Below are 24,348 nucleotides of genomic sequence, written 5' to 3' on the forward strand. Positions count from 1 at the left end.
AGCCGCCAGCAGGACTTGAACCTGCGACCTAGTGTTTACGAAACACTTGCTCTACCACTGAGCTATGGCGGCACATTAAGTCAAACCAAAATTTCATTTAATTTATTTTTTATATCCAAAAAAACATCCTGCGGTTCTCTTGTAGCATCTATTTCTACAAACCCATAGTCCTTTGACATTTGATCAAGTTCAGCTATTAAATTAGTTTGATAATTTACAAAACTTTCATATAAATCATTACCTAATCTTAAGTCCATTCCTGACTCCCAAAAATTAAATCCTTTTGATCCAAGCACACGAGGTATTAAATCCTTTACAGCAATTTTTAAATAAAAAATAATATCAGGCTTTAATGCTGTTCCATAAATTTCTTTCAGCCATGCTTTGTCAACACCACGTACTATTGCTCTTATAATTAAAGAGTAAATATAACGATCATTTAAAACAATAAACCCAGCTTTTAAGGCAGGTAAGATTTGCTTTTCAAACCTGTCTGCAAAATCAGTAGCGTAAAACAAGCTTAGGGTTGTTGGACCTAAAGTATGTCCTTCCTTAGCTCTCTTAATACCTTTTCCTGCAAGTTCAGATCTTGCTGCGCCAGTATCAACTACAGCAAACCCTTGACTTTCAAGATAAGACCTCAGCATTAATGTTTGAGTTGTCCTGCCAACTCCATCAGTTCCTTCAATAACAATAAGCTTGCCAGGATAGACAGAACTATCAAGTTTATATGAGTGCAATCCATAAAAATCTAGTTTGGTCATAAATGAGATATTACCATGATAACATCTACTTTGGAAACTAAAGAAGCAAAGATAAATGGATATCTTAAGCAAGATTTCAATCTCAAAAAAAGAAATAAGTAAATTTGAGATTACTCAAAAGAATCCTCTTGGATTAACATGTGAAAAAATAGCCAAAAATCCACGAGACATAAATTTCAGTCAAATAAAAGAAGCAATCGAAAATATTTTACTTCCTGAAAATCTAACAGATCTTATAAGAAGTTCAATTGAGTTTATACTTAAAGATCTTTTTTTATACATGCACCAGACAGGTTTATACAATAGGCAACTTAAGCTCTGGAAAACAATTGCAAACATAACACAAATATCAATTTTTAAATTACAAGAAAGGATCTTTAAAAAGAGGGACTTAAACATACTGATGATAGACTTCTTTATTGATCCTAAGTCCCCGTGTATGAAGGCAATATTGGATCAAAATGAAGAAATTAGTTATGAACACTTTAAGAAGTTTTTAAACCAAACAACTTTTGAAAGCAATACAAACAGATTAAAAGGGATCTTTTACTTTCTTAAACCAAAACTAGATGACCATTTTGTTTTAAAACTTATTCAAGACACTTGCTCAATTGATGCAATTTCAAGATATGAATCAATATTAAATGGGACTAAAGATGTAAGATTAAATGTTATAAACTTTAATGAGAAGGACAAAAAATATGAGTTCAAACTTGCATATCCAAATGTCACACGTCATGAAAAACAAAAACACTAATTTTGAAATAATACCTGCTATTGATATCTTAGATGGCAAGTGTGTACGTCTAACCCAAGGTCAGTATAATCTTGTTGAAGAATTTTCAAATAATCCTAAAGAAATTGCAAAGAAGTGGATAAGTTTAGGTGCTACAAGGTTGCACATAGTTGATTTAAACGGTGCAAAAGAAGGATACCCAGTAAATTACAAGACTATAACCAAAATACTAAAAGCAGCACAAGAGACTAATAAAGAAATCAAAATCCAAGTTGGCGGGGGGATTAGAACACATGAATCTATAAGAAACTACTTAAATGAAGGGGTAAGTTATCTAATTCTTGGAACCAAAGTACTACAAGACAAAGTATTCCTTAAAGAAGTTACCAAGAGCTACCTTGAAAAAATAATTATCAGCTTGGATATGAAAAACAACAAGATAGCCATTTCAGGATGGCAAGAAACAACAGACACTAGCCTAAGCAGCCTGGCTTCAGACATTAAAGACATCAAACAAATTATTTACACAGATATATCAAAAGATGGTACTTTAAGGGGTCCAAATCTTGTTTCTTTAAAAGAAATTGCTTCTTTGTTAAACTCAAATATCATAGTCTCAGGTGGTATCTCTACAATAAAAGATATCCAAACAATTTTAGACATAAAAGCCTTGGAACATCAAAACATCTCCGGGGTAATCCTTGGTAAGTCTCTCTACAAAGGAACCATAAACTTAAATGAGGCAATTGAACTAGCTAAAAAAAATTCCAAGCAGTAAGCTAAAGTGCAGTGAGTGATGTTACTTTTCTAAAAGCGTAGTTGACGAAATTATAAAAAGACGTTAATTTGCTATTAATAAAGGGTATACTTAATAAGTAAAATAAATGCAGGTGTTTACTGAATGACAGCATGCATCTTTAAAAATAAATTACAAAATAAAAATTAATGCCAAAAAAGAAAAAAAACAATAATGTAACAAATACAATTGACAAACGCTTTCCCAATGTGCATTTGACGATAGCCCCAAGCTCTATAATTCTTACTACTCAGACATTGGCCAGCAGAATTGAAATGCAACGTCCTAAAAAAAACAGATCAATTTGGCAAACACAAGAACCATTTGAACACGGGTGAACACAGATAAAAGAATTGCAATTTAAGGAAAGGAGAAACTAATGGCTAAGAAAATGAAGAAAAAAGCAGCAAAAAAAGCAAGCAAAAAAAGAAAAAGATAACAAAAATTGCTGCTTAGTTCTAGGTTCAGCCAAGATAGCCCTTAACTATCTTGGCTGAGTTGTTTGTAGAGATAGGGTAAACTATAATCTAGAAAGAAAATAATGTCTTTAATAATAACGATCTTAATTACTGTTGTACAAGGATATGCTTTCTTAATGTTTATTTGGGTTTTATTATCCTGGATCCCAAATTTGAGGTTTTCTAACTTTTATAGGTTTTTAGACAGACTATTCCTCCCTTTCCTAGAACCATTTAGACAAATTATTCCCCCAATAAACGGCATAGACATTTCACCAATATTAGGTTTTTTTACTTTACAACTAGTAGTTTCATTGCTTGGTCAGTTAGTTTAATGAATAATTGTCACTATCTCATCTTAATTTTAATTTCAGTAGCTAGCTCACTACTTTTAGGTAAGTCTTTAATTAAACTTCTTAAGTCCTTAAATGCAAAACAAGCCATAAGACAAGAAGGTCCTTTACACCACGTACAAAACAAATCTAGAACTCCTACAATTGGCGGATTAATTTTTTTAATCTCGGTTTTGTTTATTATTTTAATAAGTATCATTTTAAATAAAAAACTTTTAAGTTTTGACCTGATTATTGTTCTTAGCATAACGTTTATCATGGCAATACTTGGTTTTATAGATGATTATTTAAAAGTTATAAAAAAACATAATAAAGGAATATCAGGCTGGATAAAACTTTTCATACAGTTTTTAGTAAGCATAGTATTTTTCTCTACATACTATGAAGGAGCTAGTCTAGTTTATCTTTTCTGGGTATTTTTTATAATTAGCGGCTCAAGCAACTCTTATAATCTAACTGACGGACTTGATGGGCTTGTTACTAGTATTAGCTTACTAAGCTTTTTAGGTTTTTTTGTCTTATTTTTAACCCAAGGTAAAACAGAACTTGCTATTTTTTGTGTAATTTTCTTTGGCTCACTTCTAGGATTTTTATACTTCAATAAATACCCGGCTAAAGTTTTTATGGGCGATACTGGAAGTCTTGCAATAGGTGGTGCAATTGGCTCACTTGCAATTGCATCAAGGGTTGAACTTCTATTAATCTTCTTTGCAACAATACCAATACTAGAAGCACTGTCTGTAATTCTTCAAGTAGCAAGTTGCCAACTTTCAAAAAGATTTTTAGGAGTTGATCAAAGAATATTTAAAATGACACCACTTCATCATCATTTTGAGTTAAGTGGGTGGAAAGAAACTGACATAGTAAAAAGTTTTTTTGTGTTTCAGCTTATTTGTGTAATTATTGGGATATCAATCCAGCTCTGGCATAAAAACTTGAGTGCTGTCATTAAATGGTGAGCTGTGATCTGTTGAAACTATATCTAAAAAGTTATTTGTAAGCAAAAACGACAAGATAGTTACTATTTTCCGCCTGTTGTAACCAAGCTGGTTTGCAATCTCTCCTAGAGATTTTGTCCCATCTGCTGCATGTAAGAATTCTTGATCTGCCTGAGCTAGATGAATTGTACCTTCTTCTTCTTCAGTAATCATCCTTGCAATTTCTTCATCTGACTTAGCTTTTAAAATTGTTTTTGAATTTATTCCAAGCTTACAAAGCTTCCTCCATCTTTCATCGTATCTAGCACCAGTTAAAATTAAATCCTCAGTTGGCCTCTTAATAGTTTTAGGTCTTTGAATTGGTAAAGAATAAAATGCAAACCTGCCTACAAGCCATAAAAATATTTCATATATTGCATCTTCTCCATCATATGTAAGTACATGGGCATCAATAATTTGACCATGTTCAAAATACATGACTCCATACAAGGCGCCTTTTTTTACTTGTAAAACTCCATTAGCATTACAATCATTAAGTAACTGTAATATATGAACTAAATTAAATTCTGAAAGTTCACCTGAGAGAACTGGCGAGGTGAGGGTTTGTTGTACAGTAGTTTCCATAAAAAATTATAGGCCTGGACAAAAGTCCAGCTTTTTAATAACAAGAACCCTATCTATTACTATCATTAACAAAAAACAAGGCTCTCTTGATAAATCTGCCACAAAAAGCTTAAAATCAAACAGTCAAAAGTCAATTGCAAAAACAATAGGGTTAAACCTGATATGAAACGAATTTTAATAAGTGGCTTTCTAGGGTTTGATAATTTTGGAGATGAAGCTCTTTTACATGTCTTAATCAGAGATTTACTTTCCCTTGGTGTTCAAAAGCAAAATATAACTGTACTTTCTCGTAATCCAGACAAAACAAGAAAAACATATGGTGTAAATGCTGTAAACAGGTGGGACTTTTTTGACCTAGTGTATGTTTTACTAAGCCATGATCTTTTAATTTTCCTAGGCGGATTATTTCAAGATAAAACAAGTTTCAAAAGTTTTTTATATTATTTCTTCCAACTTTTTATAGCAGGTATTTCTCAGAAAATAATTTCTTTTTATGGCGGCGGATTTGGACCATTCCAAAGAAAAATCTCACAAATTTTATTTAATTTTGGGATGAAGAATGTTCACTTACTGTCAGTTAGAGATCAAGTTTCAGCAAATCTTACATCTGGTGAAAGAAATATTTTAGTGACATGTGACCCTGTCTGGTCAATTACACCTGACTATACATTCCAAGACAAAATTCCAAATATAAACTGGCATTTGCCAGTTCTAGGTATTACCATGAGAAATGATAAAAACTTAAAGGACTACCACATAACTAATCTTGCTGACAAATTTGCTAGAGTTCTTCATAGCATGAAGGATTGGCAAGCTTTACTTATCCCTTGCATGCCAGCTAGGGATCTGCCACTTTTACTTGAACTTCAAGACTTAATAATAAAAAGACTTCCAGACAAGTCTAGGGTTTCTTTAATTGGAAACTTTAATCAGTTCCCAATCGAACAACAAGCAGGAATACTAGCTAGTTGTGATGTAATGGTAGGAATGAGATATCATGGTTTGCTTGTTCCTTTAATTAACTCAAAACCAATTTTTGCTTTTATCTTTGATCAAAAAGTAAAATCACTTGTTGAGTTTAGTGGTCAGGTAGGTATTTTCTATAAAGATGATTTTGAGCAGCCGTGGAGTTATTTTTGGCAAAATCTTGGGCATTCTGCAACAAAAGCACAAGAAGCAATACAAAAAGCTAATGAACTACATAAGAGAAATATTGGGCTTTTAGAATTTCTGGTGAAAGCCTAGTGCGAACAAGGATATTAGATCAGCCAATTGACATAGTAAATATGAATGAAGCTATTTACATAGTTAAAATGTCACTTACCCATCCAAAACAACTCAGGATAATTACTTTAAATCCTGAAATGGTAGTAAATGCTGCTAGTAGTTTTGAATTCCAGGCTGCTATAAACAATGCTGATTTAATTGTCCCTGATGGTACCGGCATTGTATGGGGATTAAAACTAAAAGGTTATAAAGAGATAGAAAGAATCCCTGGTATAGAATTAGCTGAAGGGGTACTAGACTTAGCTAATGATCTTTCAAAAAGTGTTGCAATCTTTGGAGGAAGGGAAGAAACACTACAAAGAGTTACAGAAGTTTTCAAAATAAAATATCCAAACATAAAGCTTGTAAAAACAATTGATGGTTATCAAGGAGAGAGTAAAGAAGAAAAAAATGCAAACAACATTGCATGTGAGAATCCAAATATTGTTTTAGTTGCACTTGGAACACCAAGACAAGAAATATGGATAAACAAATACGCTAAATTATTTCCTCAAAGCTTAATGATTGGGATTGGAGGAAGCTTAGATATTTGGTCTGGCAAAAAAAACAGAGCGCCAATGTGGGCAAGAAAAAATAATTTAGAGTGGGTGTACAGAGTAATCAGTGAGCCTAAAAGGGCAATAAGAATTTTAAAAACCTTGCCAAAGTTTGTATGGATGATTATATCTTCACTCCAAACAAGACAGGATTTTTAAATACATTTATCTTTGTAGTAAGTGCAAGTAGAGTCTTTGTAACAAAAATTGCCGAGAACATGCTAACTAAAACACCAATTGCAAGAGTAATTGCAAAGCCCCTTACTATACCAGTTCCAAAAATTAAAAGTACAAAACATGCAATTAAAGTATTTATATTACTGTCAAATATACTGCTAAAGGCTCTTTCAAAGCCTGCATCAATTGCATTAAAAAAACTTTTCCCGGCTTTTAGTTCTTCCTTTGTTCTTTCAAAAATTAAAATATTTGCATCAACTGCCATACCTATACTTAAAATAAATCCAGCAATGCCAGCTAAAGTAAGTGTTACTGTATGTTCAAAAATTGTAATTGTAACAAGAGTGTATAAAAGAAGTGCAATACTTGCAATGATACCAGGCAGTCTATAAAAAACAATCATAAATAAGATTACAAGTAAAATCCCATAAATACCAGCTATAAGGCTTTTATTTATTGAGTCCTGCCCTAGTGTAGCCCCAACTGATCTTTCCTGGATTATTTTTACAGGAACTGGAAGAGCACCTGCATTTAACTGGACTGCAAGATCCTGAGCTTCTTCTGCAGTAAATCTTCCTTCGATTTGTCCTTCACCACCAGTTATAGCTGATCTAACTATAGGACTTGAAATTAATCTGCCATCTAAAAATATTGCAAGAGGTTTTTCAATCAACCTCTCAGTTAATCTGCCAAATTTTTCAATGGCTGGTCCCTTAAGTGAAAAAGTTATAAGCCAGTTCCCTGCTCCATCTGTAACTGCTTGTGCTCTCTTTAAATCCTTACCAGTAATTCCTGTAGAAAGCCAGATATAATCATCAGCTTTATCTTTTTGGGGGTTAATTTTTTCACCTGGCTTTGCATTAACAAGTTTTGCTGGTTCTTTAAATTCTAAAAAAGCTGTTTTTAGCAGTCTTCTTTTTACTGTTTCTGGCTCAGCACCTGGTATTTCTACAAGTACCCTATCCTTCCCAACCTGTTGCACAATAGCTTCAGCTGTACCAGAAGCATTAACCCTATTTTCAAAAACTTTTATTAAGCCTGATACAGTTTGATTTGTTATTTCCACACCACCTTCTGGTACTGCCTGAAAAGTTAATTGAGCTCCACCAACAAGATCTAAACCTAACATAAGTTGTGTTGTAAGTGTAACAAGTGGATTTTGAAATATAACCTGAGAATCTTTAATTTTTGTTTCAAGTTCTTTAATAGCTTTGCTTGAAAGATTTTTTTCTTTTATAAATTCCTGAAGAGGATCTTCTACATTTTCAGCCAAGCTAACTACTCTTTCAGTAACAACAGACTCTCTATTAATTTTTGCCTGGTTTAATTCACCTTCAAGTTTTTTAAGATGATTGTATGAGCCTGTTAAATAAAATGAGAAGAATGAAAAGAAAGATATTAAAAAAGTTGCAAGTATTATAAATAAACGAAAATTTCTTTTTAAAAAGTTCACGAGTATTTAGAATAACACAGCTTAAGCCTTCTAAGATAAAATAGTACTATGCCAAACTCAAAAATTCTAATTGCTCCTTCAATCTTATCTGCGGATTTTTCAGATCTTAGAAATGAGGTTAAAAAAGTTGAAGAAGCAGGTGCAGACTGGATTCATGTAGATGTTATGGATGGGCAATTTGTACCAAACATTACAATTGGTGCGCCAGTAGTAAGATGCATAAGACAAACTACAAAACTACCTCTTGATGTTCATCTAATGATTGCCCATCCTGATAATCACATTAAAGATTTTGTAGATGCAGGTGCAAACATTATCACTGTTCATACAGAGGCTTGTAACCATCTTCAAAGAACACTTGTACACATTAAAGACTTAGGATGCAAAGCAGGCATATCATTTAATCCTCACACACCAGTTGAATCATTAAAGTATGTTTTAGAAATTGTTGATTTGGTTTTAATCATGACTGTAAATCCTGGTTTTGGCGGCCAGAGTTTTATTAGTTCTGTAGTACCAAAAATATCAGAAGCAAAAAAAATGTTTGACGATGCTAAGTTAACTAATAAATATATTGAAGTGGATGGTGGTATTAATATACAAACAGCGCCCATTGTAAGGTCTGCAGGGGCTAATGTTCTTGTTAGTGGTAACGCTATTTATAGCTTAAAATCTCACATAGAAATTCAAAAAACCATAAATAAAATGAAAGCATAAGATTAAATTAATTTAACGTACTGATTTTTAACAAGTTCTTTACCTAAACAAGAGTAAATTACTCCAGGCTTTTTCCAGGTCCTTTAGCAATTAAAAATTTGTTATGAAGGAACTATTTACAAAGTTATTTTACTTTATCATTGCTGTAGTTTCTACACTACTTTTTTATTTTTTTTATTCAGGCCCAGTAATTGCTGATACTAATGCAAAGTACATAAATTCTGACTATATTCAAGAGGGCGGTGAAAAAACAAACTGTGAATTAAATGGCGCTTGGACAACAGAATATAACAATTATTACTGGCTTCCTGAACCTACTAGAACACAAAAAAGTCTGCCGCCGCTTGTAAAAGAAATTACTTATACAGGTGTAACTAAAGAAACAAATTCTGTAGACATAAATACACCAGAAAGTCTCATACATAAAAGAAATAATTTTTATCTGTCATCTTCTCTAAAAGGTGAATCCATCACAATTACGCAAGAGCTTGAAAATAGCAGCGAATATTCTGAATGGATTCCTTTAAGCATTTATTTTGATCCAACAGTTACAAATAACTCAGAACAACTAGTAAAAATAAGTCTTTCTTATGCTCATAGCAGTTTAGGTAATATTGTTTATGTTCAAAATACGAGTTTTAATCTTGGCTGTTATTTAAACTTAATAGTCAAATCTCCTTTAAGAGGACAGATTGGCAGACTTACAATTGAAATTAAACCTGCAAGTAATGCTTACGCATCATTAAGTGGAATTTTCTGGGGCAAGCAAAAAGAATTAAGTAATTTAAAAGTTTCTTATCATGGCAGTGAAGAAATAAGTGCACCAATTTGGTATCAAAGCAAAAGAAATGTTGTAATCTGGTCTCCAGAATCTGATACATCAAAAATAAGTATAAGAGTAACTCTTGGTAAAATCTCATATACAACTTCAACTGGTTTTGAATTCCCACTTGGTAGAGATAGAACATATAACTTTAAAGTATTACAAGGACAAAAAGGGCTTGAGTTTTACTTAGGCACAGAGCAAGACTTATGTTCAGGCGGTTGCGAACTTGGTTTATACTTTACTGAGAAACATAAACAATTTATATCAATTTATTCAGCTAACATTGATAAGAAAAATATTTTACTTGCAAAAACTGAAACAAACGGTAATGGTACACCCTTATTTGAAAAGTTTTATATAGAACCAAATGACGATGTCTCACTAAGAGTAAGGATCAACACTAACATTAAAGACTCAACTTCTATACTTAGGGGTTTATATCTTATTCCTAGACAAAACAATTCTTCTCAAATAGTTACTGATGCTTATGGTAATCAGTACATAAACTTAAGTTCAACTAATGATGTTACTCCCAACATTACTCCCTCTCTTGCCGTCAGTACTTTTACTTCAACCATAGAAGAAACTCCTAAATCTTCTCCAATTCCTGAACCAACTCCAGAGCCAACACCTGAATCTACAATTATTCCAGATTCTGAGCTTACATCAATTGAATCTTCTCCAATTCCTGAACCAATTCCTGAACCAACTCCAGAGCCAACACCTGAATCTACAATTATTCCAAATTCTGAACCTGCATCAATTGAACCTTCTCCAATTCCTGAATCAACTCCAGAGCCAACACCTGAATCTACAATTATTTCAGATTCTGAACCTGCATCAATTGAATCCTCTCCTACTCTTGAATCCACTCCAGAACTTGGACCTACTGACGGGGCAGGAAGTAGCAATCAGCAAAAAGATGATCAACAGCTAGCAAACTACACAGTCCAGCAAGCAGACGATATCTTCCTACCAAATATACTTCTGCAAAATGCACTACCAAACGCAACTCAAGTCTCTACTGTACTACCAAACGGAACTCAAATCCCCGATGCACTACCAAATGCAACTCCAAACCAGCCTGGGAATAGTCACCATCAAGCAGAAGATCATCACCAGCCAAGAAATGGTCATCACTTAGCAGAAGGTGTTGATGAGTAGGAACTAATGTCCTTTTCAATTGTCAATTTTCAATCTATACTATCTAAGAGTTACTTACATACACATCCTACTCCAAGTGGGTTTTTCGTAGTACCAAAATAAATCATTATCATATTATTTGCATCAACGTCTCTAAACCAGCATTGTCGATTTTTAAATTTTGTACTGCATGTTTTATCGTCATTAGATCTATCACACTTTTCAAATAATGCATCAGTGGTACACTCAAATGAAGGGAAATCAAATTCATTAGTAGACACACGACTACCAGAAACACATTTATCCTTTATTGGCTTGTTTTCATAAGTACACTTTTTATAACAACCACCAGGTGCTGCAACTGCTGGTAGAAGTATTAACTTCGAAAAATCATAAGATTCATTAGGTTCACAGTAATCTTCTCCTTCTTCCACTGGAATATCAGCCTCAGGTAGAAGCCCCTCATCAGTTCCGTAGAAACCCTCATCACCTTGTCCGTTATTTGAAGCTCCATCGGTGTCATCATCTGAAGTTCCATCGGTGTCATCATCTGAAGTTCCAGTGGTGTCATCATCCTGAGCATTAATTCCAGTATGAATAGCTAGGCTAAAACATAGAGATAACATAAATACCATCAAAACATAAAATAAAATCCTTCTACTTTTCATGCTGTTTCTCCTCAAAAGTAACTAACAATTCTAAATTAGGGTATACCCTGAAAGCTCAAACCTTAAACATTACCAGACTTAACCAGCAATTTTATAAATCTTTGCTCCCTTACCTTCTGGAAAAACAATATACCCTTCTAACTTTTCTAAAAGTTCTTGTGATGGATTGTCTGCTAATTTTAAAATAAGATCTAAAATATCCCTTACTTCTTTATGAACTTCAGCATCTTCTGGCAAATCAGCCGGGTGAGTTACTACTCGCATAGGACTTTTTTGAATAATTTTTTCTCGCATCTCTACATAATCAGGTGATAAACCAACCACTGCTGAACCTAATGCATCTAACATATCAGCCAGGATCTTTTGTCTAAGCTCTAACCTCTCTGGATTTTCCTCATCCCACCTGACTAACATTTGTGGCGAGAGCTGTCCAACAATACCATAAATCGTTCCAGGTCCTTCAGCTTTTGTTTGTAAGCTAACCCCTTCTTCAGTAGTTTTAAGCAAATCAACACTAGCTACTAATTTGCCACCGTATGATAAATATCGTAAAAGCAATACTCCATCGCTGGTATGGATTGCTTCTTGTTGAATTACTTTGTCTTTATTTAAAGCATCTGGTTTTCGTTCACATAACACAGCATAGCTTTTAGCTACAAAATCTTCAACTCGTGCACTAATGTTATTTACTTTCATATAACTAATTTTAACCAAATGAGCTTTTAAAAAGCTAGTACTTCAGATTAAATTTCTCTAATACTTTTTTAATTATAAAGAAAAAATTAAAAACTAACTGTAACATGATTGCATGTTTCATCTTTACTAAGATAAAATTATTAGGTTATAAATGAGCACATCATTAAAAAAATTTAAGATTGGCTTACTTGGTGCAGGTACAATTGGCTCTACAGTAATTATGGCATTGCACAATCATCCACATATTGAAATTAAGAAAATTGGTGTTAGGGATTTAAATAAGAAAAGAAATTTTAATGTGTTAGAGTCGATCGGCCGATTGGCTCTAACAACTAATCTAAACGACATTGTTATCGATCCTGAAATTGAAATTGTTGTAGAAGTTTTAGGTGGATTAAGCCCAGCAAAAGATCTAGTTAGCAAGGCAATACAAAACAAAAAACATATTGTAACTGCAAATAAAGATTTAATTGCAACTTACGGCGCAGAGCTTTTTGATTTAGCTAAAGAAAACAATGTTCAAATCCAGCTTGAAGGAAGTGTTTGTGGTGGTATTCCAATAATTAATACCTTAAAGCAAACTTTAAGTGCAAACACATTTCTAAAAATAATGGGTATCTTAAATGGGACTACAAATTACATACTTACTGAAATGCTAAACAAAAACTTAAGCTTTGAACAATGTCTGAAAGAAGCTTCTCTACTTGGTTATGCTGAACCAAATCCTACAAATGATGTTTCAGGAAAAGACTCTGCTTATAAATTAGCAATTCTTGCAAGTATTGCATTCCGCGAAAGAATTAAAATTAATGAGGTTTACACTGAAGGAATTGAGAAGATTACCCCAAGCGATATTGTTCTTGCTGAAGAGCTTGGATATAGAATAAAACTTATTGGAATTGCTAGAAATGAAACATGGGTTAGTGGAAACAAGGAAACAGGGAAAATTGATATTAGAGTTCATCCTGCTTTTATAAAAAAAACAAATACGCTTGCTTCTGTGCTTGGAGTAAACAATGGTGTTCTTGTTGAAGGAAATCTCGTTGGTGAGCTGACTTTAATCGGGCAAGGTGCAGGTGCACTTCCTACTACAAGTTCAATAATTGGAGATATAAATCTTCTTGTAGCACAACTTTCTTACTCTTCAAAACCAAATCCACAATTTATCTGCCAGCATACATCATATGCAAAAATTAAACCAATTGCAGAAACAACAAATAGATATTTTTTAAGAGTAAGAACTCAAGACAAGCCAGGTGTAGTTGGTCAAATAGGAACAATTTGTGGGAAACATGAGGTTAGTATTAATGCTCTTACTCAAAGAGGTACAAACCCAGATGGTACTGCATCAATTACAATACTTACACATTTAGTAAAAGAAGAAAAAATACAAAATGCAATTAATGAAATTAAAAAATCCCCTAGCGTAAAACAAGTAGAAAATATAATTAGAGTACTGGAATAAAAAGTCAGATTAAATAAGTCCTATAGCTTTAAAAATCTCTCTCCATGGATATACTGTGACATTCTCATAATGAATTTCATTTTCTGAAAGGCTTGCGCAAAGAAGTTGTGATTTGGGATAAACTTCTTTAAAAGATTTAAGGCCTTTTAAATCACTTAGCCTTGGATTTGTATTTGCTTTTATCTCCAAGGCAAATACTTTATCGTCAGGGGTTTCAATAACCAAGTCTACTTCAGCTCCGTTTTCAGTTCTAAAAAAAGAAAATTCATAGTTTTTATTTTTGTAGTGCGAAAGATGAATTATTTCTTTGACAATAAAATGCTCAAATAATCTCCCATATTCAGTTGTATATCTAACTGGTTCCTGATAAATACGTTTAGCTAAAACTCTCTGGACTCCTGTATCAAAAAAATAAAATTTAGGATGTCTCATTAATCGCTTTCTTGCTGACTTGACATAAGCAAGAAGATGAAAACCTATTAATGTATCCTCTAGTATCTGAAGATATTCTTTTACATCTGAACTTTTAGTTGCAGTTTCTCTTGAGATATTTGAATAATTAATTATATTCCCATTTTCACTTGCAGCAAAGCGCAAAAACCTAAGAAATGATCCTATGTTTCTTACAATTGCTTCTGCTTTAATTTCTTCTTCAAGGTAAGTTTCTGCATATGACCCAAGCAGTGCTTTTGCAATCTCTGTATCTTTTTCCAAATAAATTGAAGGGAGTGTTCCAAGATTTAACGCTTTGTTTAAATTAAAATCTTTCCCAAGTTCAATATGAGTAAATGGATAAAGCTTATAAGTAAGTGCTCTCCCGCCAAGCATGTTTGCATGTGAACGTTTTAGTTTTCTTGCACTACTACCACTAATTGCAAAAACCAGTGATTTATCTTCTTCCATTAAATAATGAACTTCATTAAGCAGCTCTGGTATTCGTTGTATTTCATCTATGACAATAATGTTCTTCTTTTTATTTCTGTGTACGATTTCTTCCCTAAAAAGATTAGGTTCTGTTTTAAACTTTTCATACAATTCAGTTTTAAGAAAGTCATAGTATATGCATTCAGAGTCGTTAAAGGTATTTTTTAAGAGTGTGCTTTTCCCAACCTGCCTTGGTCCAAAAATAAAGAAACTTTTTCCCTTTGGTAATTTAACTAATCGTGAAACCATATTAGTATTTTACCACGATTTTTTATTAATAAATCATAAAACTTCGTGGTGATTTCTTTAATCACCAACTAAAAACCAGCTTACTTGAAGAATACGCTAAAATATCAAAGTCTATGTCAATAGAAACAAGCATTCAGCATTCAGCAACAAGCACTCCGCATTTAAAACGTACACACTTTTGTGGCGAAGTTAAAGAATCAGACATCAGTAAGACAATTACTTTAGCAGGCTGGGTAGATACCGCTCGAGATCTTGGTGGAATTATTTTTATCGAGCTTAGGGATCATACAGGTAGATTTCAGATTGTTGCTGACCCATTAAAAAACAAAAATGTCCACAAAGTTTTTGAAGGCTTACGAAATGAATTTGTAATCATTGTAAAAGGCTCTGTTTCAAAAAGGCCAAAAGACACAGAGAATAAAGATCTACCCACTGGTACAGTTGAAATGTACCCGCAAGAAATTGAACTTTTAAATAAATCCAAGCCTCTGCCTTTTATGCTTGACCAAGCTGAAGATGTAGATGAAAACGTAAGATTAAAATATAGGTTCTTAGATCTACGTAGAGAAAAAATGCAAAAGACTTTTGTGCTTAGACATAAAGTCACACAAGCAATAAGATCAAAACTAAATAAACTAGGTTTTTATGAACTTGAAACTCCAATACTTACAAAAGCTACTCCTGAAGGAGCACGTGACTACTTAGTTCCAAGTAGAGTACAAGCAGGGAAATTTTTTGCTCTTCCTCAGTCACCACAACTTTTTAAACAGCTTTTTATGATAAGTGGCTTCCCAAAATATTATCAAATTGCAAGATGTTTTAGAGATGAAGATTTAAGAGCAGACAGACAACCAGAGTTTACACAAGTAGATATTGAAATGTCATTTATTGATATGGAAGATGTTATTAGTGCTACTGAAGAAATCTTAGTTAGTGCATTTGAAGCTAGTGGAATTAAAATTTCAAAACCATTTCAAAGGATAGATTATGACAAGGCAATAGCACTTTATGGTTCTGATAAACCAGACTTAAGATTTGGTCTTGAGTTTATTGATTTAACTGACGTCATGGCAAAAAGCGAGTTTAAGTCTTTCAGTGAAATTGTAAAATCAGGCGGAGAAACTAAATGCCTTTGTGTTTCAGGCATTTCAGCCTATTCAAGATCTGAAATGGATAACTTAAAAGCACTTGTAATGTCTAAAGATTTTGGTGCAAAAGGACTTGCATGGATTACATTTAAATCTGATGGCTCCATGAGTTCACCAATAGTAAAGTTCTTTAAAGATGAAGAGCTAAATGAAATTAAAAAAAGAGGGGATGTAAAACCAGGCGATACATTACTTTTCATTGCAGACAAACCAAAAATTGTTGCACAAGCACTTGGAAAACTTAGACTTTATCTTGGAGAAACACTTAATTTAATTAATAAAAATAATCACTCCTTAGTATGGATAGTAAACTTTCCATTATTTGAATATGATCAAGTAGAAAAAAGATTAAACTCAGTTAATCATCCTTTTACTTCACCAAAGCCTGAAGACATCCACCACTTAGATTCAGATCCCCTAAAAGCAAAAGCTGCTGCATATGACATTATTTACAATGGTGTTGAAATTGGGGGAGGCAGTATTAGAATCCACAATGTTGAACTTCAAAGCAAGATATTTAAAATTTTAGGACTTGATGAAACTGTTGCAAAAGATAAGTTTGGATTTTTACTTGATGCATTAAGTCTTGGCGCACCACCACATGGTGGACTTGCACTTGGATTAGACAGGCTTGTTATGCTACTTACAGGAAATAAATCTATTCGTGATGTTATTGCCTTTCCAAAAACTCAAACTGCAATTTGTCCACTTACTGATGCACCAAGCGAAATAAACGAAAAACAATTAAAAGAGCTTAGTATAAGGGTGATGGAGCAAAAATAAAAAAGAAAGGATTTTGAACTTATTCGAGGCTACTTAAATTTTGGAGTGAGTTACATTACATGCTGGCTAAACGAATAATTCCTTGCTTAGACATAAAAGATAGTCGTGTTGTAAAAGGCACTAAGTTTTTAGACCTAAAAGATGCAGGCAATCCAGTTGAGCTTGCAAAATACTATAACAATGAAGGTGCGGATGAACTTTGTTTCTTAGACATTACTGCAAGTCATGAAAATAGAAAAACAATTATTGAAATAGTAGAAGCTGTTGCTGGAGAGGTTTTCATACCTTTTACTGTTGGTGGTGGAATAAGTACAACAGATCAAATGAGAGACATCTTACGTGCTGGTGCAGATAAAATTACAATTAATACTTCAGCAGTTAAAAATCCAGATCTTATAAAAGAAGGGGCAAAACTATTTGGATCACAATGTATCGTTCTTGCAATTGATGCAAAAAAAATCCAGCAATCAGCTAAAAAATGGGAAGTATACATCAAAGGTGGCCGTGAAAACACTAGTCTTGATGCAATTCTTTGGGCAAAAAAAGCAGTAAGCCTTGGAGCAGGTGAAATATTACTTACAAGTATGGATGCTGATGGTACAAAAGCTGGATACGATATTGAACTTACAAAACAAATTGTAGAAACTGTAAATGTCCCAGTAATTGCATCTGGTGGGGCAGGTGAAATAAAACATATAGTTGAAATATTTAAGAAAACTAACTGTGATGCAGCTTTACTGGCTTCAATATTACACTACAAAAACGTTTCAATTAAAGAGATCAAGAAGGAGATGGAGAGAGAAAGATTAGTTGTTAGAACATAGTGTTAAGTTTAAAGCTTCTCTTGTATATTTCTTAGCTAGTTCAACCCCAGGCTGGTTAAATGGATTCACACCTAACAGGTTTCCAGTTGCTGCTGTTGCTACTTCAAAAATATACATAAGCTTGGCAAGGTAGTATTCATCAAGCTCAGGAAGTGTAATCGTAAAATTTGGTCTTTCATTTTCAGTCAGTGCACGTCTTGTAGCATCAAGTTCTATATTTAAAACTTCTCCAATTTTATGATCTGCATATAGCTTAAACTCTTGTGATTCGCTTGAAAAATCAGGAATTGTTAAATCTCTTTTATGCTTGTTTATTTTTACAAAACATACTAACTTATCATTTTGTCCTTCATTAAACATCTGGATTTGAGAGTGTTGATCTGTTGCTCCAATTGCACCAAGTGGTGTTGATCCTCTTCTTGATTTTCCAAGTGATTCTGCCCAAAGCTGTATAAACCAGTCTACAAAACGTTTTAAACAAGTAGAGTAAGGCATTAAAACAAAAATGGTTTTATTCGCTACATATGAAAAATAAGCACAAAGTGCAATACTTGCTGCAAGGTTTAATTTTAAGTCTTGAAGCTTGCATAAATTATCTGCTTCTAAAATTCCAGCTCTAATCTCATTAATATCAACCCCACAAAGTGCTATTGGTAAAAGCCCAACTGGTGAAAACACAGAATATCTTCCACCAATATTTTCAGGGATAAAAAACATTGTTACTGAATTTCTTTTCCCAATATCAAATAATAAACCCTTATTTTCTGTTGTAACAAAAACACATTGCTTATAAAAATCACAGGCCTCCTCTTGTAACCACTTTTTTATAACCAGCATAGGAATAATTGTTTCAACTGTGCTTCCACCTTTTGAAGCAACAACAAACAAGGTTTTGTTTAGTTTTAATCTGCTTAAAATAGTTCGAATAATAACAGGATCAAGATTGTCTATAAAATCCACTGTTAAAAATTCTTTCCTTTTTCCTTTTGAAAGCCTGTTCCAAAGCGGCGTATTTAAACCTTCAATTATTGCCTGAGCACCAAGACTACTTCCACCAATACCCAACACTAAAAGATGTTCATATCTTTCACTAGATAAAATTCCTTGAACAAAATTATTTATCTCTTCAAACATTTTTAAATCGCATGGAAGATTTAGCCAGCCTGCCATAGCTTGAGGATCTGATTTTGAACTGTAAAGGTTAGCAATTATATTAAAAACCTTATCTTGGCAACTTTTAAAATTCGCCCCTGATTCAATATTAAAATAATTAGTTAAATCTATTCTTATTCTTTGCCGGTTCATTGTTTACTAAATACCCTGGTTTTTTGAAAACATTCTACAACTTTTTCTAATCCTGCTATATGAGAGCCTTTAACAAGCACTACTGTCTTGGGCTCCAGTAACCCTTTTAAGATATCACAACATCCATTTATATCTTTAACATTAGTAGCAAACTTTATTTCTTTTAACCTTTCCCCTATTGTTATCACACAGCTTATTGGCCTTTGTAATAGCCATTTTGCTAGATCATCTATCAATGGATCTTCAAAAGCACCCAGCTCTGCTAATTCACCAAGCACTAAAACCTTTTTAAATTCACTATTCCAACACTCAGTCATATTTTCTACTGCTGTTTTTAAAGAGTCAGGATTTGCATTATAAGATTCATCAATTATATAAATATCTTCTGGTAGTTCAATTACATTCCCTCTTGACTTGGGAAGTTCAAAAGAAGCAAGGCCTTCTTGAATTTCAGAAGGTAAAAGACTTAAATATTTTCCAATCAAAATTGCACTTAAGGAATTTAAGACATGAGTCTTTCCTAAAGCATTTACATAATATTTTTCACTTGCAGCACTTTTTACATCAAGCTCAAAATATGTTTTTCCATTCTCATAACTTATGTTTTTTGCCTGGCTTAAATCAAAAGTAGCTGTTTTCCATCTCCAGACTTCATGTACAAATTGAACTAATCTAGAATCATTAAATAATACTGCTAAGCCGTCTCTTTTTAAGTATTCTAATATTTCACACTTAGCTTTTAGAATTGATTTAATACTTCCTAACCTTCCAATATGTGCAGTACCAATATTTGTAATTAATGCAATATCTGGTTCTGTTGTCTTGGCCAAGTATTTAATTTCTCCTTCCTTTCTCATTGCAAGTTCCAAGACAAGCACCTCAGTACCAAGTGACATCTCTAAAATTGTTTTTGGGACACCTATTTCATTGTTAAAATTTGCTTCTGTTTTATGTACTCTAAATTTAGTAGAAAGAACTTCTGAAATTAATTCTTTTACTGTCGTTTTACCAGAACTACCAGTAATAGCTATAACTTTAGGATTAACCTTATTCCTATAATAATTTGCAAGTAAGTGATAAGTATCTAATGTGTTTTTTACAAGAATTAAATTTGATCTGTGTTCTTCTTTTACTTTGTAAATCTTATCTCTTTCACAAAACGCCCATGAAACACTATTAATAAAATCATGTCCATCAAATTTTTCACCTATAAGTGGAAGAAAAATTTGATTCTCTTTTATGTTTCTTGAGTCTGTACAAATAGAAAATTTTGTATTTTTATTCTTTATATTTGAATTAAATGAAAAAAGAGTTTCAAGTTCTTTTATCTCAAATTGTGCAAGCATTGATGTTATTTTATCTCATCTCTACTGGCATTATGAGGTATGTGTAGTTGTAAGTTGCTTCTTTATGTAGCCTTAGTAAAATTGGAGAGAGTGCTGTATCAAGTTCTAATAAGACACTTTCTACATCTAAGTTTCTAAGTATTTCTGTTAAGTACCTGTAGTTAAATGCTATCTCAATATTTGCCCCTGTGTAATTAACATCAATTTCATCTGTGGCATTCCCATAATCTGGAGAGTTAGCACTTAGTTGTGCAGTTTTCCCGTCCTTTTCAATTAGCATTTTTACAACACTTGTCCTGTCATTTGAAAGTATTGCAACTCTCTCAAGTGAACTAAGTAAAAGTGTCCTTGAAAACATTGCTTTATTTGGCTGTTCCTTAGGAATTAACTTATCATATGATGGGAAGACTCCATTAAGTAATCTAGTGCTTAGAGAGAAATCACTATTTTGAAAAATTATTTGCCCAGGGAGCAAATTAAACCACACAAATTCATCTCCTTCTTTAAACGTTGCTATTAATTTTTCAAGTTCAATTAATGCCCTGCTTGGTATAACTACAGACTCTTTTAAATTTAGTGAGTGAGGTTCAAGTTTTCCAATATACCTTGCTAGTCTACTGCCATCTGCTGCACCAAGTTCAAATTCCCCATTTTCTATGCTGAACTTACCTCCAGATAAAATACTTGCATTTTCAAACCTTGATATAGCAAAAGATGTCAGTGAAAGAGCTCTAAAGAACTCACTGAGATTAATTTTTAACAATTCAGCTTGTTCTTGTTTTTGAATTATATTAGGGAATTCTTCCGGTGGTGATGCGCTCATACTGAACTTAGCTTTATTGCTAAATATTTTTGCAATATTATTTTCATCTATAGATATCTTTATATTCTCACCAGGTGCTTTGCTTACAATTTCATCTAATTTTTTTGCAGGTAATGTTATCTCACCAGGTCTGCTTACTTCTGCAGGTAATTTGCATTCTATTGCAAGATCTAAGTCTGTTGCTAAGACAGTTAAGGAGCCACTAGAACATTTAAGTAAGATGTTATTTAAAATTGGTTGAATTGCTTTTGATGATGCAGCTCTTGTTGCACAAGATACTACTCTTCTTAAAAAATCCGTTTTAACATCAATATCCATGATTCTCTCCTGTCTTCCCCTTATTTTATAACAGTCAATCCACCTAGAGTGTTCTTTCTTATTCTAGTCTTTACTGTTCTATATTTTAAATTTGAATAGTAGAGCTAGCTGATATTAATTAATTGTAAGTAATTAAAGAACTGCTACAGAAATTATCAATGACTATGTAAATAAACTGTTTAATATTTTTTTATTTACTTACACGTATTTCTCTATAACTAAGAAATCTAGGTTTTATTTACAATCTAAGATGTAGATCCTTTCAACTTTTAGTAAAGCAATTGACAGGGAGACGTTATGATTTATTGGTGAAAGTTACTGCCGAGCTGCATGTAAATGAGTTTAATTTGACTAACTTGCGAAGAAAGGTTTTGTCCAACTTGTTTGGCAAAACCTGTAAAATGGAAAGAGAGGCAACTCAGGAGTACTTTGCAAAGCCCGATGAGCGAAGAATGAGCAAGGAGGGCGGTGAGAAATAACGAATGAAAAAAGTAGCAATTATTGGTGCAGGTCCTGGTGGTTATCATGCTGCTATGAAGCTAGCAAATGCATGTGAAGTTACAGTAATTGATAAAGAATATATTGGTGGTACTTGCTTAAATATTGGTTGTATACCGACAAAAGTACTACTGGATCATATAAGCTTATTTGAACATTTTAATGAAGCATCTAAAAAGAAAAAAATATTTAATGAGGTTAATACAACTAATAAGATAAATATTCAAAACTTAGTTAGTTATCAATTAGAAATAATAAAACAGCTTGCTCAAGGGTTAGAAAAATTATTTAAAAAGAAAAATATAAAGTTTATTTCTGGAAGTGCAAGAATTACAAAAGACAGAAAAGTTTTAATAAAATCAGAAGACAAAGTTGAAGAAATAGAAGTAGATGAGATTATAATTGCTACGGGCTCAAGACCAAAAATGCTACAAGGCTTTGTGTTTGATAAGACTGGAATAGTTTCAAGCAATGATATTTGGAATATTCCAAAGGTTCCAGAGACTCTGTTGATAGTTGGATCGGGGCCAATAGGAATTGAGTTTGCAAGAATATTTTCTGCCTTAGGTTCAAAAGTCACCTTGATTGAAATAGAAGAAACAATTTGTCCAGTACTAGATAAAGAGATTTCAGAAAACTTATCAAGGAGCTTAAAAAAAAGAAATATTATTCTAAAATCAAATCTTGCGTCTAGGTTTCTTGAAAAAAAAGAGAACAAAGTTTTTGTAGAGTTGTTAAATACTGTAAATAATCAAAAAGAAATCCAAGCATTTGATCAAGTATTAGTTGCAGTTGGAAGAACACCAAATACTCAAGATTTAGGACTTGAAGAAGTTGGCGTAGAACTTGAAAGGGGAGCTTTTGTAAAAGTTAATGAATACTTAGAGACTGTTAAGAAAAATATATGGGCTATTGGAGATGTTACAAATTATCCACAGCTTGCTCATACTGCAAGTTTCCAGGCAAGAATAACTGCAGAAAATATCCTAGGGAAGAAAAAGAAATTTAGTGGAGACTTTATTCCTTCTTGTATTTTTGGATATCCAGAAGTTGCTTTTGTAGGAAGTACAGAAGAGGCTTTAAAAAAAAGCAGGATTAGTTATAAGGCAGGCAAGTTTTCATTCTTAGCAAGTGGAAAAGCAAAAACAAGTGGACTTACTGAAGGTATTGTAAAGATTCTAATGGATGAAAGAACAAAAAAAATATTAGGTGCTCACATAATTGGCCCTGAAGCATCGAGTCTTATTCATGAATTAGTAGTTGCTATGCAAAATGGCTTAATAGTAGATCAGATTACAAGCTCGATTCATGCTCATCCAACTTACTCAGAGGCTGTACTAGAAGCATTAGAAGATTGTTTAGGCCAGGCAATACATGTTTAGTAATATTGATAGAGAAAAAATAAAAAAGATTTTAATTGTCCGTTATCGCTTTATTGGGGATACTGTTTTAACTATTCCTTTTATAAAAAATGTAAGAGAGAATTTTCCAAATTCTCAAATTGATGTTTTAGTTTCACCTAATAGTGGTGAACTTTTAGAGAACAATCCTTGTATAAGCAATGTAATTTATTTTGGTAGTAATGAATTCCATAAATATGAAAAAGGAGAAACAAAGGAGATTAAATCATTTTATGAATGTGTGATGAATTTTAGAAAAGAAAATTATGATCTTGCCTTTGTACTAAAGCGATCTTTTTCTAGTGCGCTTTTAGCAGCTTTAACTGGTGCAAAATATAGGATTGGATTTAGTACAGAGTTTAGGACTTTTTTATTAACTCATAGTGTTAAGTATGACAAAAGTCTTCATGAATCAGATAATTTTTTAAACTGCTTAAAACCACTTGGCATAGAACCCAGGGAATATAGTCCTGAAATATTTCCAGAAGAAAAAGAAATTATAAAATCAAAAGGCTTCTTACTTAGACTTAATCCCTTTAAACCAAAAGTATTAATTCATGCTACAAGTGCACATCCTTACAAAGCCTGGGCAAAAAGATATTTTGCAAAACTTATGGATAATTTATATGAAAACTCAGAAGCTCAATTTGTTTTTACTGGAGCAGAAATTGATAAAAAAAATTACCTTGATATTTTAAAGTGGTGTGAAAATAAAAATAAGTTTAAGATCCTTGACTTATGTGGACTAACAAATCTTAGAGAATGTTTTGTAATTTATCAAGGTTTAGATATAGCTATTTGTGTAGACTCTGGGAATGCGCATCTTGCAGCAGCTAGTGGTATTTCTACTTATGTTTTATATGGGCCAACAAGGCCAGAAAAATGGCTACCAATTGGTAAGAGTGTAGCTCCTGTAAGATTAAAACAACTTCTTCCATGCCAGCCATGTGATGTAAAAGTTAAGTGTACTCATTTAAGTTGTATGAAGTTGTTAAGGCCTGGAATTGTTTTGAATGAAGTTAGTATGATGTATAGTTAATTAGCTTAGATACAAAGTTTATAAGATTTATTTGTTAAGAGTATTTTTCCTGAT

At 32.8% G+C, this 24,348-nt stretch carries 22 protein-coding genes and 1 tRNA gene; 13 read left to right on the plus strand and 10 right to left on the minus strand.

Annotated elements, in window-relative coordinates; genetic code table 11:
* Positions 1–72, minus strand: a tRNA-Thr gene (locus tag HYY52_02425).
* Between the two features lie 8 nt (positions 73–80).
* Positions 81–764: a thymidylate kinase gene (locus HYY52_02430; GenBank protein ID MBI2995547.1), complete on the minus strand. Its 684-nt coding sequence runs from the start codon at positions 762–764 to the stop codon at positions 81–83.
* 55 nt (positions 765–819) lie between these two features.
* Between HYY52_02430 and HYY52_02435 the strand changes: the two genes are divergently transcribed.
* The 4 genes from HYY52_02435 to mraY all read left to right on the plus strand — a co-directional run bounded on the left by HYY52_02435 (position 820) and on the right by mraY (position 4,066).
* Positions 820–1,521, plus strand: a complete 702-nt coding sequence (locus HYY52_02435) for a hypothetical protein (GenBank protein ID MBI2995548.1) — start codon at positions 820–822, stop codon at positions 1,519–1,521.
* Entirely contained in the window at positions 1,502–2,278 is a 777-nt protein-coding gene (hisA, locus tag HYY52_02440; protein MBI2995549.1) for a 1-(5-phosphoribosyl)-5-[(5-phosphoribosylamino)methylideneamino]imidazole-4-carboxamide isomerase, read from the plus strand. The genes HYY52_02435 and hisA overlap by 20 nt, the downstream gene beginning before the upstream one ends.
* Before the next feature lie 559 nt (positions 2,279–2,837).
* Positions 2,838–3,089, plus strand: coding sequence for a YggT family protein (locus HYY52_02445; GenBank protein ID MBI2995550.1), 252 nt, complete (start codon positions 2,838–2,840; stop codon positions 3,087–3,089).
* On the plus strand, positions 3,089–4,066 hold the full coding sequence (mraY, locus tag HYY52_02450) for a phospho-N-acetylmuramoyl-pentapeptide-transferase (GenBank protein ID MBI2995551.1): 978 nt from the start codon (positions 3,089–3,091) through the stop codon (positions 4,064–4,066). The genes HYY52_02445 and mraY overlap by 1 nt, the downstream gene beginning before the upstream one ends.
* Here mraY and HYY52_02455 read toward each other — a convergent pair.
* A complete protein-coding gene (locus HYY52_02455; protein ID MBI2995552.1) occupies positions 4,019–4,669 on the minus strand; it encodes a DUF4388 domain-containing protein in 651 nt (216 codons plus the stop codon). The genes mraY and HYY52_02455 overlap by 48 nt on opposite strands.
* Positions 4,670–4,831: 162 nt before the next feature.
* Here HYY52_02455 and HYY52_02460 point away from each other — a divergent pair, with 162 nt between their 5' ends.
* Both HYY52_02460 and HYY52_02465 read left to right on the plus strand, forming a co-directional pair.
* Positions 4,832–5,914: a polysaccharide pyruvyl transferase family protein gene (locus tag HYY52_02460; GenBank protein ID MBI2995553.1), complete on the plus strand. Its 1,083-nt coding sequence runs from the start codon at positions 4,832–4,834 to the stop codon at positions 5,912–5,914.
* Positions 5,914–6,651, plus strand: a complete 738-nt coding sequence (locus tag HYY52_02465) for a WecB/TagA/CpsF family glycosyltransferase (GenBank protein MBI2995554.1) — start codon at positions 5,914–5,916, stop codon at positions 6,649–6,651. Before HYY52_02460 ends, HYY52_02465 begins: the two co-directional genes overlap by 1 nt.
* On the opposite strand, the gene secD is transcribed toward HYY52_02465, so the two are convergent.
* A complete protein-coding gene (gene secD, locus HYY52_02470; GenBank protein MBI2995555.1) occupies positions 6,617–8,122 on the minus strand; it encodes a protein translocase subunit SecD in 1,506 nt (501 codons plus the stop codon). The two genes, HYY52_02465 and secD, sit on opposite strands and share 35 nt — an antisense overlap.
* Before the next feature lie 48 nt (positions 8,123–8,170).
* Here secD and HYY52_02475 point away from each other — a divergent pair, with 48 nt between their 5' ends.
* Both HYY52_02475 and HYY52_02480 read left to right on the plus strand, forming a co-directional pair.
* The gene (locus tag HYY52_02475; GenBank protein ID MBI2995556.1) at positions 8,171–8,839 is read left to right on the plus strand and encodes a ribulose-phosphate 3-epimerase; all 669 of its coding nucleotides are present in this window, start codon (positions 8,171–8,173) and stop codon (positions 8,837–8,839) included.
* Between the two features lie 103 nt (positions 8,840–8,942).
* On the plus strand, positions 8,943–10,829 hold the full coding sequence (locus tag HYY52_02480; protein ID MBI2995557.1) for a hypothetical protein: 1,887 nt from the start codon (positions 8,943–8,945) through the stop codon (positions 10,827–10,829).
* 50 nt (positions 10,830–10,879) lie between these two features.
* On the opposite strand, the gene HYY52_02485 is transcribed toward HYY52_02480, so the two are convergent.
* A complete protein-coding gene (locus HYY52_02485) occupies positions 10,880–11,476 on the minus strand; it encodes a hypothetical protein (protein ID MBI2995558.1) in 597 nt (198 codons plus the stop codon).
* A gap of 78 nt (positions 11,477–11,554) precedes the next feature.
* The gene (locus HYY52_02490; GenBank protein ID MBI2995559.1) at positions 11,555–12,172 is read right to left on the minus strand and encodes a hypothetical protein; all 618 of its coding nucleotides are present in this window, start codon (positions 12,170–12,172) and stop codon (positions 11,555–11,557) included.
* A gap of 151 nt (positions 12,173–12,323) precedes the next feature.
* Between HYY52_02490 and HYY52_02495 the strand changes: the two genes are divergently transcribed.
* Positions 12,324–13,637: a homoserine dehydrogenase gene (locus HYY52_02495; GenBank protein ID MBI2995560.1), complete on the plus strand. Its 1,314-nt coding sequence runs from the start codon at positions 12,324–12,326 to the stop codon at positions 13,635–13,637.
* A gap of 9 nt (positions 13,638–13,646) precedes the next feature.
* Here HYY52_02495 and HYY52_02500 read toward each other — a convergent pair whose 3' ends face one another.
* Positions 13,647–14,810, minus strand: coding sequence for an ATP-binding protein (locus HYY52_02500; GenBank protein MBI2995561.1), 1,164 nt, complete (start codon positions 14,808–14,810; stop codon positions 13,647–13,649).
* Positions 14,811–14,923: 113 nt separating this feature from the next.
* Between HYY52_02500 and aspS the strand changes: the two genes are divergently transcribed.
* Both aspS and hisF read left to right on the plus strand, forming a co-directional pair.
* Complete coding sequence (gene aspS / locus HYY52_02505) at positions 14,924–16,741, plus strand: aspartate--tRNA ligase (GenBank protein ID MBI2995562.1); 1,818 nt, start codon at positions 14,924–14,926, stop codon at positions 16,739–16,741.
* Positions 16,742–16,800: 59 nt separating this feature from the next.
* Positions 16,801–17,565: an imidazole glycerol phosphate synthase subunit HisF gene (gene hisF / locus HYY52_02510; protein ID MBI2995563.1), complete on the plus strand. Its 765-nt coding sequence runs from the start codon at positions 16,801–16,803 to the stop codon at positions 17,563–17,565.
* Here the strand turns inward: hisF and HYY52_02515 are convergent.
* Genes HYY52_02515 through dnaN form a run of 3 tightly spaced genes read right to left on the minus strand, consistent with a single transcriptional unit; the run spans position 17,548 to position 21,357 of the window.
* Positions 17,548–18,870 (minus strand): glucose-6-phosphate isomerase, encoded by a 1,323-nt coding sequence (locus HYY52_02515; GenBank protein ID MBI2995564.1) that lies wholly within the window; start codon positions 18,868–18,870, stop codon positions 17,548–17,550. The genes hisF and HYY52_02515 overlap by 18 nt on opposite strands.
* Positions 18,867–20,216: a UDP-N-acetylmuramoyl-tripeptide--D-alanyl-D-alanine ligase gene (locus HYY52_02520; GenBank protein ID MBI2995565.1), complete on the minus strand. Its 1,350-nt coding sequence runs from the start codon at positions 20,214–20,216 to the stop codon at positions 18,867–18,869. Before HYY52_02520 ends, HYY52_02515 begins: the two co-directional genes overlap by 4 nt.
* A 10-nt stretch (positions 20,217–20,226) precedes the next feature.
* Positions 20,227–21,357 carry a DNA polymerase III subunit beta gene (gene dnaN, locus HYY52_02525; protein ID MBI2995566.1) on the minus strand — a complete coding sequence of 377 codons (1,131 nt, stop codon included), beginning with the start codon at positions 21,355–21,357 and terminating at the stop codon, positions 20,227–20,229.
* A 482-nt stretch (positions 21,358–21,839) separates the two neighbouring features.
* Here dnaN and lpdA point away from each other — a divergent pair, with 482 nt between their 5' ends.
* Positions 21,840–23,237, plus strand: a complete 1,398-nt coding sequence (lpdA, locus tag HYY52_02530; protein ID MBI2995567.1) for a dihydrolipoyl dehydrogenase — start codon at positions 21,840–21,842, stop codon at positions 23,235–23,237.
* Positions 23,230–24,294, plus strand: coding sequence for a glycosyltransferase family 9 protein (locus tag HYY52_02535; protein ID MBI2995568.1), 1,065 nt, complete (start codon positions 23,230–23,232; stop codon positions 24,292–24,294). Before lpdA ends, HYY52_02535 begins: the two co-directional genes overlap by 8 nt.
* Positions 24,295–24,348 lie beyond the last annotated feature (54 nt).

It is taken from the genome of Candidatus Melainabacteria bacterium (assembly GCA_016193285.1).
GTDB lineage: Bacteria > Cyanobacteriota > Vampirovibrionia > 2-02-FULL-35-15 > 2-02-FULL-35-15 > JACPSL01.